Consider the following 14,586-nt stretch of genomic DNA (forward strand, 5'->3'; position numbering starts at 1 on the left):
CTTCGCGTGTCTGAAGGCTAATGAATGAAAAGCACAACCATCCGCCGCTGGTCCTTCATCCACACCTGGACCAGCCTGATCTGCACGGTGTTCCTGCTGATGCTGGCGCTCACCGGGCTGCCGCTGATCTTCCACCACGAGATCGACCACCTGCTGGGCAATGCCCCCGAGTTGCGGGAGATGCCCGCCGATACGCCGCGCCTGGACTTGCAGCAACTGGTCAAGGCCGCCGAGGCCCATCGGCCGGGCGAGGTCCTGCAGTACTTCGGCTGGGAAGATGACGAGCCCAACGGCGTGACCACCATCATGGCCAAGACCGCCGGCACCGACCCCAACCTCTCCTATACCTTCATGCTCGACGCCCGTACCGGCGAGGCACTGGAGACGCCCTCGGCCAACGACGGCCTGATGATGTTCATCCTGCGCCTGCACGTGGACATGCTCGCCGAGTTGCCGGGCAAGTTGCTGCTGGCCTTCATGGGCGTGCTGTTCGTGCTGGCGATCGTCTCCGGCACCGTGCTCTACCTGCCGTTCATGCGCCGCCTGAAATTCGCCACCGTGCGCCAGGACAAGTCCCGCCGCCTGCGCTGGCTCGACCTGCACAACCTGATCGGCGTGGTGACCCTGACCTGGGCCCTGGTGGTGGGAGTGACGGGGGTGATCAGCGCCTGTGCCGACCTGATCATCGCCGCCTGGCGCAACGACAGCCTCGCGGCGATGGTCGCACCCTATCGCGATGCGCCGCCGCTGCAAACGCTGGCGCCGGCCAGTCGCCTGCTGGACATCGCCCGGGACGCAGTCCCAGGCATGCAACCGGACTTCATCGCCTTCCCCGGCACGCGCTTCTCCAGCGAGCATCACTATGCAGTGTTCCTCAAGGGCGACAGCCACCTGACCTCGCACCTGCTGACCCCGGTGCTGATCGACGCCAGCACCCTGGAAGTCACTGCCGTGGCCGGCCGCCCCTGGTACATGGATGCCATGGGCATGTCGCAACCGCTGCACTTCGGTGACTACGGCGGCATGCCGATGAAGGTGCTGTGGGCCGTGATGGACGTGCTGACCATCATCGTCCTGGGCAGCGGCCTGTACCTGTGGATCGTCCGCCGTCGAGCCGCCAGGCCGTTACCGGAGGCGCGCCCATGAAACGCCGTCAAGCGAGCTTCTGGAAGGTCTTCGCCGCGCCCCTGGCCATCGGCCTGCTCAGCGCCGCCGGGCTGTTCGCGGCATTGTTGGGCGACGGCCTGTGGGACAGCCTGAGCTGGATCGGCCTGGGCCTGCCGGCGCTGATCGCCCTGCGTGGCCTGTTCAAGCGCCAGGGCGCGGCTTGACCCCGGCAGCCGGGAAACCGCGCCACAGGTACATGGACAGCACCAGGCCGACCAGCATCACCGGGATGAACCCGTGGTTTTCCTGCAGCGCCTCGATGGCCACCAGCACGCTGAACAGCGCCAGCCCCAGCAACGGTACATAGCTGGCCGCCAGGCCCCAGCGCCAGGGGCGGGTCACCCGGGCCGAGCCGCGCAGGCCCAGCAGGGCACAGCCCAGGGCCGGCAGCGTCAGCGCCGGCAAGGCCCAGTACCAGGCCATGTAGGCGAATGCCATGATCAGCTCCGGCTCGCCCTCGCCCTTGCGGCGAAACTCGTACTGCAGGGCCAGGTACACCGCCAGGGCCCCCAGCAAGGTCAGGGCCAGGCTGATCAGCCCGTGCCGAAGATAAGACCTGCGCATCCACTACTCCTTGTCCATAGCCCATGCACACCTGTGGCCTGTGCCACCGGCTGCGCTAAGATCCTCGGGCGAGAGCCTGTGCTCCCCTATCCACGAGGAATATTCATGTCCACCCCAAGCATGACGCTGTTCCACAACCCGGCATCACCCTATGTACGCAAAGTCATGGTGCTGCTGCATGAAACCGGGCAGCTGGATCGAGTCGCCCTGCACGACTGCCAGCTGACCCCGGTCAAGCCCGATGCCACGCTGAACCAGGACAACCCCCTGGGCAAGATCCCCGCCCTGCGCCTGGCCGACGGCCAAGTGCTGTACGACAGCCGGGTGATCCTCGACTACCTCGACCAGCAGCACGTCGGCAACCCGCTGATCCCCCGCGAGGGCTCGGCCCGCTGGCGGCGCCTGACCCTCGCGGCCCTGGCCGACGGCATCATGGATGCTTCGCTGCTGGTGCGCTACGAACTGATCCTGCGTGCGCCCGAACAGCAGTGGGAGCCATGGATCGAGGGCCAGCGCGACAAGATCCGTCGGGGCCTGGCAGAGCTCGAGGCCCACGCCATTGCCGAGCTGGCCAGCCACTTCGACATCGCCGCCATCAGCGTCGCCTGTGCCCTGGGCTACCTGGATTTCCGCCACCCCGACCTGGAGTGGCGCCAGGCCCAGCCCCGGCTCGCCGCCTGGTACGCCGAGGTCAGCGAACGCGCCTCGATGCTCGACAGCCAGCCGCGTTAATCGGTCAACCGGTCCGAACGGTAGCGGTGCCTTGCCATACGCACCGCCGGTTTGCCTAAGCCTGCCTGCTGGCGCTCCAGCCAGCAGGCATCCGGTACGAACAGGCCGGCAATCCGCAGCGCCAGGGTCTGCCCCAGGCGCTGGTCCTCACGCAAACCCAGCGACCTACTCACGGATCACCCCCAGGTCGAAGTGCAGCGGTTGCGCCTCCTTGCGCTGGCCAACGCCATACCAGTCCAGCTTGCGGGTCAGCACCATGAACACCCCCAGCAGGCCGAACAGCAGCAACGAGCCCATCAGCAGCGCGTAGTCCTCGGCGCTCAGCAAGCCGTAGAGCAGGCCGTACAAGGCAGCCAGGGCGCCTGCGAACATCGCGCCGTTACGCCAACTGCGCAGCACATGGCTGACATAGAAACCGATCAACCCCACACAGGCCGCAGCCGACACGCCATAGGCCAGCTCGAAGCCCAGGTGCTCGGACAACGACAGCAGCAACAGGTAGAAGAACGCCAGCGCCACGCCCACCAGGCCGTACTGTATCGGGTGCACCGCCAGGCTCTTGAGCACTTCGAAGAGGAAGAAGCCGGCGAAGGTCAGGCCGATGAACAGCAAGGCGTATTTGATCGCCCGGTCGCTCTTGAGGTACTGGTCCACCGGATCGATGAAACTCACCCCGAAGCTGCGGCTGTTGAAACCCTGGCACTGCGTGCCGGATGCGCAACGCTCCATGGCCTGTTCCAGGTTGGTGGAGAAGAACGAGGTCTGCCAGATGGCCGAGAAGCCTTTCTCGGTGACTTCCCGACGTACCGGCAGGTAGTTGCCGATGAAACTCGGGTGCGGCCAGTTGGCCGTCAGCAGGACCTTGCTGGTCTTGCCCACCGGCAGCACCGTCAACTGGCCGGTACCCTGCAGGCGCAGGTCGAAGGCGAAGTCCAGGCGACTGGCCTTTCTCAGGTCCAGAGGCGGCAGCATCACATGCACCCCTTCATCCAGCCAATTGACGAAAGTGCCCGGGGCAAAGTCCAGGACCTGGCCGTTGAGTTGCAGTTGCAGGGCATTCTCGATCCCACGGATATCACTGATGCCCACGGCCAGGAATGGCTGGTCGAACTGGTAGTCGGCAAAATCCTCCTTGATCCCGTATTGCTCGGGCACCACGAACTGGCCGCTGATGTGGTTGTCGGCGTGGAACAGCCGCGCCTCGTAGATACCCCGGGCGCGCAGCTCGGTCTGGACCTTGCCGTCCAGCTCGAACTGCTCCGGCAGGAAGAACAGGCGCCCCTGCTCTTCGCCCACCTCCTGATAGCGCTTCTTGGTCTTTTCGTCGGTCTTCCAGGTGCGCACGGTCTTGCGATAGTCCACCACCAGCACCGGGCCGCGAAGCTGCTGCTGGGTGCTGGAACTGCGGGCGATATCCTCGAGCACGCCATCGCGCAATTGCTGGCGTTCGCTGATCAGCCCGCTGATCATCAGCAGCGGTATCAGCAACAGCATGATCAAGAGGCCGATGGCCCCGAGCTTGAAAGTCAGATTGCGGTTCATGGGGCTCTCCCTGTGTGAATGCAGGAGAGTCTGGGCCCCCGCCATGGGGGTTTTATGGAGCCCGTGTGGAGACTCTGTGGAGAATCCCCAAGGCCTTTGTGGCAAGAGGGCTTGCTCCCTCGCCACATCCGCAGGTCAAGGCAGGCGCAACGTCACCTGGACACCACCGGGCACGTTGTCGATCCGTAGCTGGCCGCCATGCAGCTGCACCACCTCGTCGACGAAGTTCAGGCCCAGGCCCGTGCTCTTGCGCCCGCTGTCCGGGCGCGGCAGGGAGTAAAAGCGCTCGCACAACCGTGGCAGGGCGTAGTCAGGAATCGGCTCGCCCTGGTTGAACAGCGCCAGCTCCACACCCTCCTCCGTGTGCCGGGCCGCAAAGCGCAACACACCCTGGGCCGGGCTGAAGTCCAGGGCGTTGGCCAGCAGGTTGCCCAGGGCCTGGCGCAGCAGGAAGGGTTCGCCGGACCAGGCCAGGTCCGCCGGCACCTGTTGCTCCACCTGCAACTGCTTGCCTTCGATACGCCCGTGCTGGCTGTCGAGCAAGTCCTGGACCAGGGGCGCCAGCGGCACCTTGACCCGCTCCTCCAGGCCCTGGCGTTGCTCCACCTGGGCCAGGTTCAGCAGGCGCTCGATCAATTGCTGCATGCGTGCGCTTTCGCTGTCGATATTGCCGACGAAGCGCTGGCGCTGGGCCTGGGGCATGTCTTCCTGGAGCAGTTCCGCCGCGCCACGGATCGCCGCCAGCGGGCTTTTCAGTTCATGGGTCAGGGTGTGCACGTAGCGCTCGACGTAGGCCTTGCCCTCCAGCTGGGTGCGCATGCGCTCCACCGCCGTGGCCAGTTGCTCCATCTCGCCGCCGCGATAATGCGGCAACTCGGCCCGCCGCCCTTCGCTTACCGCCAGCGCATAACCGGTCATGCGCCGCAGCGCAGCACTCAACCACCACGACAGCAAAGCACCGAACAACAGGCCCATGGCGATCAGCCCGGCGCCGTACCACAGCAAGCGCCGCTCGGTACGGTCGACATAGGGCTGCAACGAACTGTTGGGCTTGGCCACCGTCACCACGCCGATGATCTGGCCGTTGTCGCGAATCGGCGCGCCCACGTGCATCACCGAAGAATTCGGGTCATCGGCCACCGCCCGTGACGAACGTGCGCCGTACTGCCCGCGCAGGGTCAGGTAGACGTCGTTCCAGCGTGAATAGTCCTGGCCCACCGCCAGGCCGCTGGAGTCCAGGACCACGATGCCCCGGGCATCGGTCACGTAGATCCGGTGGTTGACCTGGTTCTTCGGCAGGCCCCAGATGGTCGCCGCCGGCTGGCGCTCGCCGTAGGCCCGCAGCAGTTGCGGCCAGCGATTCTCGCTGAGGGTGCCGGCCTTGAAGTCGTCGCGCAGGATCTCCGCCAGCAGGTTGGCGGTGTCCACCAGGGTTTCCTCGGTGGACTGGCGCACCCCGGGACGGATCTCCTTCATCACCGTGCTCAGCACGAAATAACCGGTGAAGCTGATGAACAGCAGGTAGACCAGGAAGATCCGCAGGCCCAGGGTCATCAGGCGTGACTCGGGCTGTAGCTGTAGCCCAGGCCGCGATGGGTCTGGATCGGTTCGGCCTGGGGCGCCACCAGGCGCAGCTTGGCCCGCAGGCTCTTCACATGACTGTCGATGTTGCGCTCGTAACCCACGTCCGCCATCACCCCCAGGGCATCGAGCAGTTGCTCGCGGCTGAACACCCGCTCGGGTTGCTCCAGCAGGCATTGCAACAGGCGGAACTCATGCCGGGTCAGGCTCAGGGACTGGCCGCGATAGCTGATCTGCACCCGCTCGGGATCGATGGTGAACAAGGCCGCCGCTTCCGGCTCCAGTGCCGGGCGCGGCGCGATGCGCTTGAGGATGGCCTTGACCCGGGCCGCCACTTCCCGCGGGCTGAAGGGCTTGACCACGTAGTCGTCGGCGCCGATCTCCAGGCCCACCACCCGGTCGATCTCGCCATCCCGGGCGCTGAGGAACATCACCGGCACTTCGCTGAAGCGCCGCAGTTGCTTGCAGGTTTCGAAGCCGCTGATATCCGGCAGGCCGATGTCGAGGATGATCAGGTCCGCCGGGGTCGCCTGCTGGTACTCCAGGGCGGCATGCCCAAGGCTCAGCCAGGTGGTGCTGAAGCCTTCGCCCTGCAGGGCAAAAACCAGGGTGTCGGCAATCGCCGCTTCGTCTTCGACAATCAGGATATGGGGCATGGCATCCAAGCACGCAAATTCAATGGGCGAACGGTGCCGGATGCCTTATGGACAGTCAATCGGAGCTTGCACCGCCGCGCGCGGCAGCCCCATCAGCAGTCAGGCTTGTCGGCGGTGTAGCGCCGTGCCGGGTTCACTGCCGCGCCGAATTCGCGCAGGGCCTTGGCGCCGATCAGCAACGGATAGTTGAAGCTGCTGCGGTCGGTGAGGTTGACCTCCACCGTGCGCTTGACGTTGCCCAGGCACATTTCCAACTCCACCACCGGGCGCTTGGCCGCCTGGGGCTCCTCACGCTCGTCGTCTTCGTCGGAGCGGCTCTTGATCTTGCTGATCCGCGCCACCTTGTGTTCGTAGACCTTGTCGCCGGCATCCTTGGTGGCCAGGCGGAAGCGCACCCATGTCTGGCCATCGCGGGTGAAGGTCTGGATATCCCTGGCCGACAGCGACGCAGTCAGGGCCCCGGTATCCATCTTGGCCTGCAAGGTTTCGCCGATCTCCGGCAAACGGATGTTTTCGTAGCGACCGTACAGGGTCGGTTCGGCGGCCAGGACCGGCAACGCCACCAGAGACAGCAGAGCAAGGACGGATTTCACGACGCAGGATTCCTCGAGGAAAGGGACAGCGGGATTTTAGACCGCCGCCAAGTAATTGGTTCGCACGATATCGCGCTATCGCGGCAAACGTCTGTAGCCCCAGCCTGGGACTCTGCGGACAACGACTCCCCACCCACCGGATAGCCCGTCCCCCACCCCCGGCGCACCATTGACTGGCGCCGGCCAGCGCGTCCCGCTGCCTCGCTTACTCAATCGCAAAGGAACGACACCATGCAGACCGTGCACCTGAACGATGTCCTGATGACCTATACCGAAACCGGCGACCCCGAAGCCCCGAGCCTGTTGCTGCTCAGCGGCTGGTGCCAGGATCGCCGGCTGTTCAAGAGCCTGGCGCCACTGCTGGCCGAGCGCTTTCATGTGATGTGCCTGGACTGGCGCGGCCACGACCCGAAGCAGACCGACGGCGGCGACTTCAGCGCCCTGGACCTGGCCGACGACTTGCTGGCCTTCATTGACTTCAAGGGCCTGGACTCAGTGCGCCTGGTCTCCACGTCCCACGGCTGCTGGGTCAACCTGGAGGTCTGCGAACGCCTGGGTAGCAAACGCCTCCCCAAGACCGTGGTGGTCGACTGGCTGATGCAACCCCATGAGGGCTTCTGGCAGCAGCTCGCCCAAGGCCAGCACCCCACCGACTATGCCACCGGTCGCCAGAGCTTCTTCGACGAGTGGGCCGCCAGCACCGACAACGCCGATGTACTCGAGCACCTGCGCCACGAAATGCCCGGGTTCGACGGCGCCATGTGGCGCCGCTCCTGCCGCGAGATCGAGATCTGCTACCGGCGCTGGGGCAGCCCGTTGGAGCGCATGTCGAGCATCGCTGACAAGCCCCTGGTGCGGCATATCTATTCGCAACCGCTGGACCCGGGCTACCGACGCATGCAGCAGGACTTCGCCGCCGAACACAGCTGGTTCGACCCCTGCCACATCCCCGGCAATACCCACTTCCCGACCCTGGAGAACCCCCGGGCCGTGGCCCGGGCCATCGATGAATTCTTCTGCGCTTGAAGAGGAGCGATCCCATGAACAAGGGTTTCAACGCGATCATCGCCGGTGGTGGTTTTGGTGGTCTCGCCGCCGCCACAGCCCTGGCGCAACGAGGTTGGTCGGTGACCATTTACGAACGCCAGGCCGAACTGCGGGCCCAGGGTTCGGGCATCTACATCTGGGAAAACGGCCTGCGTATCCTCCAGGCCCTGGGCGTCAAGGCGATTGCCGCCGATGCCTTCCATGGCCGGGCCATGGAGCAGCGCGACGACGCCGGACGGATACTCGAGGCAGGCCAGCTACCGCCCGGGATACGCCTGGTGACAGTGGCCCGTAGCGCCTTGCTGGCGGGCCTGAGGGACGCGGCACTGGCCGCCGGGGTAAATATCCGCACCGGCTGCGAAGTGCTCGGCGCCAGCGCCGCTGGCGAATTGTTGTTCGCCGGTGCCCGACACGAGCAAGCGGACCTGGCCATCGGTGCCGATGGCGTGTGGTCGGTGGTACGACGAACGCTGGGGCTGGAACAGTTCCACCAGCAGACCGACGAAGGCGCCCTGCGCGCCATCATCCCCGGGACCCAGCAGGAACTCGGCCCGGACGGCCAGGGCAAGTACCTGGAGTGCTGGAGCGGCAACCGCCGCTTGCTGATCACCCCTTTGGACGGAAAACGCATCTACCTGGCGTTGACCTGCCAGAAGGACGACATCCGGGGCAAGGCCTCGCCGCTGGATCATGCGACCTGGTGCGAGGCCTTTCCGACCTGGGCGCACCTGATCGAACGGGTGGACGAAGTACTGCCCTGGGCGCAATACAGCATCGTCAAGGTCCGGGCCTGGTCGGCGGGGCACACGGCGCTGATCGGCGATGCCGCCCATGCCCAGCCACCGCACCTGGGCCAGGGCGGCGGGATGGCGATGCAAACCGGGCTGGCCCTGGCCCATTACCTGGAGGGCTTGCAGGATCGCCGCGATATCCCGGCACGCCTGGCGGCCTGGGAAGCCGGTGAGCGGGAGCTGGCCGAGCACTGCCAGCGCTGGTCGTGCCTGTACGGCGAGGTCTCGACCCTGCCGGACGAGGCCCGGCAGCGGGTGCTGCAACATGGCATGGGGGATGAGTGGGTACGCCGGCAGATCCTGCGGGCCGCGTGCAGCCAGCCAACGGGCACCCCGAGCTAGAAGCCCATCTGCCAGCGCGGCGCGGCGTTAGTGGCCGCCCCGCCGCGCCACCAGGCGTTGCAAGGTCGCGCTGGGCGTCTCGCCGAACAGCTTGCGGTACTCGCCAGAAAACCGCCCCAGGTGGAAAAATCCCCAAGACATGGCAATCGCCGAGATATTGCCCGGGCAACCATCCTCCAGCAGTTGCTGGCGCACGCCACTCAAGCGATAGCGCTTGAGGTAGATCATTGGCGGTACCCCCAGGTACCGGCCAAAACACTCGAACAACTTGGAGCGCGACACCCCAGCGGCCGCTTCGATCGCGTCCAGGTCCAACGCCTCCCGGGCATGGGCATGGATGAACTCCCGGGCCCGTACCAGGTAATGCGGCAAGTGGCGCTCCTGATCCTGGCGCAACCTGGCGCTGTAATTGTTCGGCTGGGCCAGGAGCAGGCCCTTGATCAATGCATGTTCCAGGTCCCGGGTGAACCCGGGCTGGTCATACAGGGCGATGCTGGTGCGCAGGTCCTGTACCAGATGCTCGACCATGCGCCACCAGCTGCCGGAGGCGCCCTGCACGGCATCGATCGAAGGCTCGAAGCGCAGCGGCTCCTGCATCGGTCGCTGCAGCAGATGCTCCAGGCCCTGCTCCATGGCCTGGCGCGGGATCGCTATGTGCAACTGCAGGCAATTGGCGGCGATATCCAGTTGCTGGGCCCCATAGGGCGAAAGAATCACCCCACGGTTGCGATCCGAGCCCAGGGTGCATCCGCCGACATTGACCTGCTGCTCGCCGCTCAAGGGCAGGCTCAGGCTGTAGCAGTCCAGGCCCACGCCATCTTCGATGCTGACACTGACCTCGGCACCGTGGTGCATCAGGCCCAAGGTCATGGCCGTCGAGCGCAGTACCGTACCGCGATGGCTGAAGCGCACCTGGCCAGGGCCACGAGAGCTCAACTCATGGGGCCCACAAATGGCGGTCATCCAATGCTGGGCGTAGGCAAGGTCGCGGCCCTCAGTGCAAATGTCTCGAATGGAATTGATGGTGTTCATCGCACGGCACCTTGGAATGCAAGATCGGACGCACGCTCTTGTGGCGTACTCCAGGTCGCTGAGGCACGCTCCATGCCAGCTTGGCCGGCACCCGTCGGCCAGGGCAGCCGGTGGATAACATTGGCGGTTTTTCCGGATAACTCGCGGGCGGGCAGCCCGCCTGCCGCCTTTGGCTCCCGTCGCCCGGCGTTACCGCCGGCAACGGGTGTTACCGCACGTCCAGCCCCATGAGCCGGCACAGCGCCTGGTAAAGCGGTGTACCGGGCTGGCCCAGTTCGAGCACCACATCGAAGTGGTTCTTGTGGGGCGCCGGTACCATCCGTCCGGTAAATCCGCTATCCCTCCAGGCCTTGAGAAAGCTTGCGGACTGCCAGGCGAACTCCGCGCTTTCCAGGCCCCCGTGGCTGATCACCAACTCCCCTGCACCACTGCTTGGCAAATGGAACAGCGGGCTGTTGCGCCGGGCATCCTCGACGCTCAACTGCATCCACTCATTGATGTGGGTACTGCGCAGCGGCTCCAGGTCGAACAGCCCGCTGATCGGCAGCGCACCACGCAGCACATCGTCCGGTACGCCCAGGCCAGCCTGCCAGCCTCCGGCCATCAGCATGCCCACCAGATGGCCACCCGCCGAACTGCCACTGGCATAGAGCCGCTGAGGATCGCCACCGAATTCGCTGGCGTGCCGGTAGAGCCAGGCCAATGCACGGCGGGCCTGGTCGACGATCTGGTCCAGGGTCACGGCGGGCGCCAGGTCGTAGTCCAGCACCACCACACAGGCCCCGGCAGCGGTGAGTGCCGGAGCCATGAACGCCGAGTCGGCCTTCGACAGCGCGCGCCAGTAACCGCCATGGATGAACAGCAGCACCGGTGCCCCGCTCTGCGCTGCCGGAAAGATATCCAGTCGCTCGTTGGCTCCACTGCCGTAGGCCACATCGCGATGACAAGGTGTACGGGCATGGGCGGCGTCCGATAGCGCTCGGTACAGGCGCGGGTACTGGGCATAATCGGCGACGCTGGCCCGGGCGTTGTATTGACTATCGAAATAGGCCGCCAGGGCGGCTGGGTCCAGGGGGCGGTTCATGGGACAGGCTCCGATTGAGGGTATCGGCCGATTAGGCGCCTGTGGCGAAACAGGGAAAATCCGTAAAGTCGGCAAAGGCTATCCGCTTCCTCGGGCACGATCGGCCCGTTCCGAGCGTTACTGTAAAAAGCTTGTCACAGCGCAGGTGAAACATTCGCCAGCACACTAGAATTTGGCCTGCTCGCCGAAGCTGCTTATCATTACGCGCCCCAAAAATTGTAAAGAGTGCCTTATGCGCCGACTGCTCACCGGCTGTCTCGTCACCCTGCTGCTTCTGCTCAACACCCTGGTGCTGTTCGGGCCCCTGATGGTGTTCGCCCTGCTCAAGCTGGTCCTGCCGGGCCGCCTGCGGGACTATGCCTCCGGCGCGGTGATGTGGATCGCCGAGACCTGGGCCGAGATCGACAAGCTGATCTTCGCCTCCTGCATCCCCACCCGCTGGGACATTCGCGGTGGCGAAGGCCTGCGTGAAGACACCTCGTACCTGGTGGTCAGCAACCACCAATCCTGGGTCGACATCCCGGCCCTGATCCAGACCCTCAACCGGCGCACGCCGTTCTTCAAGTTCTTCCTCAAGAAGGAACTGATCTGGGTGCCGTTCCTGGGCCTGGCCTGGTGGGCGCTGGACTACCCCTTCATGAAGCGCTACAGCAAGGCCTTCCTGGCCAGGCACCCGGAACTGCAAGGCAAGGACCTGGAGATCACCAAGGCCGCCTGCGAGCTGTTCAAGCGCCAGCCGGTGACCGTGGTCAACTACCTGGAAGGCACCCGCTTCACCCCGGCCAAGCGCGAGCAGCAAGCCTCGCCCTTGCGCCACCTGCTCAAGCCCAAGGCTGGCGGCGTGGCCTTCGTCCTGGCCGCCATGGGCGAACAGCTGGACGCCATGCTGGACGTCACCGTGGTCTACCCCCAGGAACGCATTCCCGGCTTCTGGGACTTGATCAGCGGCAACGTGCCCAAGGTGATCATCGATATCCGCACCCGTGAGCTGGACCCGGCCCTGTGGCACGGCGACTACGAGAACGACCCGGCGTTCCGCCAGCAGGTCCAGGACTGGGTCAACCAGCTGTGGACCGACAAGGACCAGCGTATCGACGCGTTGCTGGCCGGGGCCGACTGAGCCCCATCCCGCTACCCTGGGGGCGCCGCCCCTAGGGCTTGAGCACCTGCCCGAGGATCAACAACCCGGGAATCCAGCCGGTACCGATCGCGCACACCAGGGTCAACAACGCCACCTGGCGCTGGATCTTGCGCGACAGCCCCAGCAGCAGGAAGAAGGTGAACCACAGCAGGGTCCAGGCCAGCCAGTTGAGCGCGTTCCACACCCCGAAAGCCCCGCCCAGATCGCCCAGCGCCTGGATCGCCACCGTGGCCGCGGTGAGGCTGACGAACAGGCAGAACCAGCCTAGCCCCCGACCGTCGTTGCCCAGCCACTGGTTGGCCGCCACCCACAGGTAGGTGAACGCGAACAGCAGGGTCAGCGCCCCGCCCCGCACCTCGCCGGCGAGAAAGATCATGTACAGGGCCACCAGCAGGCTCAGGCTGCCGACCAGGGCATTGATCACCGCGACCTCCCTGCCACTGATGCGCTCCATCAGCCAGATGCCGTTGACGAACAGCACGGCGCCCACGTACAGCAGAATCAATCCAAGCAGCATGACGATACCCTCGCGTTATTGTTGTTCTTGGTTCATTTGTCCGGGTGCTGGCGCAACAGGTCCTGGGCGACCTTGAGAATCGGCTCCCGGGTCTTCATCGCCTCCTGGCAGAGGAATCCATGGGCCTGGCCTTCCTCCCAGCCGTGCAGTTGCATCAACAGCACCTTGGCCCGGTTGATATCCACCTGGCTGGCCAGGCGTTCCTGCAACTGCGCGTGCTTCTGCTTGAGCTTGAACAGCTCTTCGCTGACCCGGCGCGCGGCGACCAGCGCCGGCAGGATCTTGTGCGCGTCCAACAGCTGAAGGATCACCCCATGGCACTCCAGCTCGATGATCTGCGACAGCACCGCCGGGCTCTCGTACTCCACCAGGGCCACCACGGTGGTGCGCGGCGAGCCGCTGCCGACCAGCGCACTGATCTGCTCGTGGTGATGGTTCTGGAAGATGCCGGTGAAGATCACGTCCACCGGCACATCGAAGTGCTTGGGTGGCGGCCAGATCTGGCGCACCGAACAACCGATGCGGATCAGCTGCAACACCAGGGCATCGCTCAAGGCCCCGGGCGGGTTCAGCACCATCACCTGCAGCTCGCGCAGGGAACCGAGGATCGAGTTGGCGCTCATCGGTGCGAGTCCTCGCCCATGCTGGCGGACCAGTCGTCCAGGTTGTGCACCACCACGTAGGGGTCCGGCCGGATGGGCTCGGGGGATTGCCAGCGCACCTGGAACGTCCCGCGCGAATCGATCTCGGCGATGCGCGAGGTCAGGTGGCTGTGGTTGTTCTGCTGTTCCACCCAGATCGGCCCCTGGGGTGCGTCCAGGCGCTGGCGGTAAAGTTCGGGCTGCACCTGCTCCACCCGCCAGTCCTGGGCCGCCTGCATGGCCCGGCCGAGCATCAGGGTCTGGCAGTAGGCCGCCTCGGTCCACGCGGTGATGCTGACGTCCTCGGGAAAGAAGGCATTGCAGGCGCGAACGAACTCGCGGCTGGCCGGGGTATCGATGCTGGAGAAATACGGCGCGACCACCACATGCCCCTCGGCCACCTCGCTGCCCATCTTGGCGATCTCCGCCTCGCTGGTGGTCAAGCTGGCGATCCGGGGCCGGGGCGCGTCGCCATAGCGCCGGGCAATGGCCCGGTACAGCTCGGCGGTGCCGGTGCCCACCACGGTGGAGAACACCACGTCGGCCTGGGCCTTGACGATCAGGTCCACGGCTCGCGCCAGGTCCTCATCCGAGGGATACAGCGAGATGTAGATTTCCTCCAGCACTGTGCCGCCATGCTGGCGGTACAGGTGGCGCATCACATGGTTGCTCTCCCGGGGGTAGATGTAGTCCGAGCCGATGAACACCACCCGTTCCCCGTAGTGGCGGATCAGGTAGGCCGCCAGCGGCGCGCTGTTCTGGTTCGGGGCCGGGCCGCCGTAGATGATGTTCGGCGAATATTCGAAACCCTCGTAGGGCGTCGGGTAGCAGAGCAGCGCGTCGGTGCGCTCCACCACCGGCATCACCGCCTTGCGCGTGTGGGACATGTAGCAGCCCACCAGCAGGCGTATCCCGTGGTTGCGGATGAACTCATCGGCGTACAGCCGATAGCGATCCGGATCGCCGCCGGGGTCCCGCGCCAGAGCCTGGATCGGCTGGCCGGCCACGCCGCCCTGGCGGTTCAGTTGCTCAATGGCCAGCAAGGCGCCGTAGCGCTGCGAACGCTCGATGTCGGCGGTGACGCCGGTCTCGGAAAACAGCAGCCCGATCTGGGGCTGGTCCGGATGTGAAACCATGAATGACATCTCCTAATTCA

At 65.5% G+C, this 14,586-nt stretch carries 17 protein-coding genes; 6 read left to right on the plus strand and 11 right to left on the minus strand.

Going from position 1 to position 14,586, the window contains the following annotated elements; all coding sequences use genetic code 11:
* Positions 1–24: 24 nt before the first annotated feature.
* Together I9018_RS29680 and I9018_RS29685 are read left to right on the plus strand one after the other, a co-directional pair.
* On the plus strand, positions 25–1,146 hold the full coding sequence (locus I9018_RS29680; protein ID WP_068575679.1) for a PepSY-associated TM helix domain-containing protein: 1,122 nt from the start codon (positions 25–27) through the stop codon (positions 1,144–1,146).
* Positions 1,143–1,331: a hypothetical protein gene (locus tag I9018_RS29685; protein ID WP_022641477.1), complete on the plus strand. Its 189-nt coding sequence runs from the start codon at positions 1,143–1,145 to the stop codon at positions 1,329–1,331. The genes I9018_RS29680 and I9018_RS29685 overlap by 4 nt, the downstream gene beginning before the upstream one ends.
* Here the strand turns inward: I9018_RS29685 and I9018_RS29690 are convergent.
* Entirely contained in the window at positions 1,309–1,731 is a 423-nt protein-coding gene (locus I9018_RS29690) for a hypothetical protein (protein ID WP_241108176.1), read from the minus strand. The two genes, I9018_RS29685 and I9018_RS29690, sit on opposite strands and share 23 nt — an antisense overlap.
* A gap of 105 nt (positions 1,732–1,836) precedes the next feature.
* Here I9018_RS29690 and I9018_RS29695 point away from each other — a divergent pair, with 105 nt between their 5' ends.
* Entirely contained in the window at positions 1,837–2,463 is a 627-nt protein-coding gene (locus I9018_RS29695; RefSeq protein WP_124347217.1) for a glutathione S-transferase, read from the plus strand.
* Here I9018_RS29695 and I9018_RS29700 read toward each other — a convergent pair.
* The 5 genes from I9018_RS29700 to I9018_RS29720 all read right to left on the minus strand — a co-directional run bounded on the left by I9018_RS29700 (position 2,460) and on the right by I9018_RS29720 (position 6,835).
* A complete protein-coding gene (locus tag I9018_RS29700) occupies positions 2,460–2,636 on the minus strand; it encodes a hypothetical protein (RefSeq protein ID WP_164487256.1) in 177 nt (58 codons plus the stop codon). The two genes, I9018_RS29695 and I9018_RS29700, sit on opposite strands and share 4 nt — an antisense overlap.
* On the minus strand, positions 2,629–4,005 hold the full coding sequence (gene creD / locus I9018_RS29705; protein ID WP_124347216.1) for a cell envelope integrity protein CreD: 1,377 nt from the start codon (positions 4,003–4,005) through the stop codon (positions 2,629–2,631). The genes I9018_RS29700 and creD overlap by 8 nt, the downstream gene beginning before the upstream one ends.
* A 135-nt stretch (positions 4,006–4,140) precedes the next feature.
* Positions 4,141–5,559 (minus strand): two-component system sensor histidine kinase CreC, encoded by a 1,419-nt coding sequence (gene creC / locus I9018_RS29710; protein ID WP_068575689.1) that lies wholly within the window; start codon positions 5,557–5,559, stop codon positions 4,141–4,143.
* Positions 5,559–6,242 carry a two-component system response regulator CreB gene (gene creB, locus I9018_RS29715; protein WP_241108177.1) on the minus strand — a complete coding sequence of 228 codons (684 nt, stop codon included), beginning with the start codon at positions 6,240–6,242 and terminating at the stop codon, positions 5,559–5,561. Before creB ends, creC begins: the two co-directional genes overlap by 1 nt.
* Positions 6,243–6,334: 92 nt before the next feature.
* On the minus strand, positions 6,335–6,835 hold the full coding sequence (locus I9018_RS29720; RefSeq protein ID WP_068575691.1) for an ATP-dependent zinc protease: 501 nt from the start codon (positions 6,833–6,835) through the stop codon (positions 6,335–6,337).
* A gap of 231 nt (positions 6,836–7,066) precedes the next feature.
* Between I9018_RS29720 and I9018_RS29725 the strand changes: the two genes are divergently transcribed.
* Both I9018_RS29725 and I9018_RS29730 read left to right on the plus strand, forming a co-directional pair.
* Complete coding sequence (locus tag I9018_RS29725) at positions 7,067–7,861, plus strand: alpha/beta hydrolase (RefSeq protein ID WP_241108178.1); 795 nt, start codon at positions 7,067–7,069, stop codon at positions 7,859–7,861.
* 14 nt (positions 7,862–7,875) lie between these two features.
* On the plus strand, positions 7,876–9,015 hold the full coding sequence (locus tag I9018_RS29730) for an NAD(P)/FAD-dependent oxidoreductase (protein WP_241108179.1): 1,140 nt from the start codon (positions 7,876–7,878) through the stop codon (positions 9,013–9,015).
* 27 nt (positions 9,016–9,042) lie between these two features.
* Here the strand turns inward: I9018_RS29730 and I9018_RS29735 are convergent, their stop codons facing one another.
* Complete coding sequence (locus tag I9018_RS29735) at positions 9,043–10,047, minus strand: AraC family transcriptional regulator (protein WP_241108180.1); 1,005 nt, start codon at positions 10,045–10,047, stop codon at positions 9,043–9,045.
* Positions 10,048–10,255: 208 nt separating this feature from the next.
* Positions 10,256–11,131, minus strand: a complete 876-nt coding sequence (locus I9018_RS29740) for an alpha/beta hydrolase (RefSeq protein ID WP_241108181.1) — start codon at positions 11,129–11,131, stop codon at positions 10,256–10,258.
* 232 nt (positions 11,132–11,363) lie between these two features.
* On the opposite strand from I9018_RS29740, the gene I9018_RS29745 reads away from it, so the two are divergent.
* Entirely contained in the window at positions 11,364–12,251 is an 888-nt protein-coding gene (locus tag I9018_RS29745) for an acyltransferase (RefSeq protein WP_068575700.1), read from the plus strand.
* A gap of 31 nt (positions 12,252–12,282) precedes the next feature.
* On the opposite strand, the gene I9018_RS29750 is transcribed toward I9018_RS29745, so the two are convergent.
* The 3 genes from I9018_RS29750 to amiC are packed head-to-tail and all read right to left on the minus strand — an operon-like array spanning position 12,283 to position 14,566.
* Positions 12,283–12,789, minus strand: a complete 507-nt coding sequence (locus tag I9018_RS29750; RefSeq protein WP_068575702.1) for an AmiS/UreI family transporter — start codon at positions 12,787–12,789, stop codon at positions 12,283–12,285.
* Positions 12,790–12,821: 32 nt separating this feature from the next.
* Complete coding sequence (locus I9018_RS29755) at positions 12,822–13,412, minus strand: ANTAR domain-containing protein (RefSeq protein ID WP_068575704.1); 591 nt, start codon at positions 13,410–13,412, stop codon at positions 12,822–12,824.
* Positions 13,409–14,566, minus strand: a complete 1,158-nt coding sequence (gene amiC / locus I9018_RS29760) for an aliphatic amidase expression-regulating protein AmiC (protein WP_241108182.1) — start codon at positions 14,564–14,566, stop codon at positions 13,409–13,411. Before amiC ends, I9018_RS29755 begins: the two co-directional genes overlap by 4 nt.
* Positions 14,567–14,586 lie beyond the last annotated feature (20 nt).

Source organism: Pseudomonas sp. MPFS (assembly GCF_022537035.1).
Classification (GTDB): domain Bacteria; phylum Pseudomonadota; class Gammaproteobacteria; order Pseudomonadales; family Pseudomonadaceae; genus Aquipseudomonas; species Aquipseudomonas sessilinigenes.

Bases quoted from the DNA above. Each gene is read 5' to 3' on its own strand.
- I9018_RS29730 (WP_241108179.1), top strand. From the start codon at position 7,876: ATGAACAAGGGTTTCAACGCGATCATCGCCGGTGGTGGTTTTGGTGGT.
- I9018_RS29725 (WP_241108178.1), top strand. From the start codon at position 7,067: ATGCAGACCGTGCACCTGAACGATGTCCTGATGACCTATACCGAAACC.
- creB (WP_241108177.1), bottom strand. From the start codon at position 6,242: ATGCCCCATATCCTGATTGTCGAAGACGAAGCGGCGATTGCCGACACC.
- I9018_RS29740 (WP_241108181.1), bottom strand. From the start codon at position 11,131: ATGAACCGCCCCCTGGACCCAGCCGCCCTGGCGGCCTATTTCGATAGT.
- I9018_RS29745 (WP_068575700.1), top strand. From the start codon at position 11,364: ATGCGCCGACTGCTCACCGGCTGTCTCGTCACCCTGCTGCTTCTGCTC.
- I9018_RS29690 (WP_241108176.1), bottom strand. From the start codon at position 1,731: ATGCGCAGGTCTTATCTTCGGCACGGGCTGATCAGCCTGGCCCTGACC.
- I9018_RS29695 (WP_124347217.1), top strand. From the start codon at position 1,837: ATGTCCACCCCAAGCATGACGCTGTTCCACAACCCGGCATCACCCTAT.
- creC (WP_068575689.1), bottom strand. From the start codon at position 5,559: ATGACCCTGGGCCTGCGGATCTTCCTGGTCTACCTGCTGTTCATCAGC.
- I9018_RS29735 (WP_241108180.1), bottom strand. From the start codon at position 10,047: ATGAACACCATCAATTCCATTCGAGACATTTGCACTGAGGGCCGCGAC.
- I9018_RS29750 (WP_068575702.1), bottom strand. From the start codon at position 12,789: ATGCTGCTTGGATTGATTCTGCTGTACGTGGGCGCCGTGCTGTTCGTC.
- creD (WP_124347216.1), bottom strand. From the start codon at position 4,005: ATGAACCGCAATCTGACTTTCAAGCTCGGGGCCATCGGCCTCTTGATC.
- I9018_RS29755 (WP_068575704.1), bottom strand. From the start codon at position 13,412: ATGAGCGCCAACTCGATCCTCGGTTCCCTGCGCGAGCTGCAGGTGATG.
- I9018_RS29680 (WP_068575679.1), top strand. From the start codon at position 25: ATGAAAAGCACAACCATCCGCCGCTGGTCCTTCATCCACACCTGGACC.
- amiC (WP_241108182.1), bottom strand. From the start codon at position 14,566: ATGGTTTCACATCCGGACCAGCCCCAGATCGGGCTGCTGTTTTCCGAG.
- I9018_RS29685 (WP_022641477.1), top strand. From the start codon at position 1,143: ATGAAACGCCGTCAAGCGAGCTTCTGGAAGGTCTTCGCCGCGCCCCTG.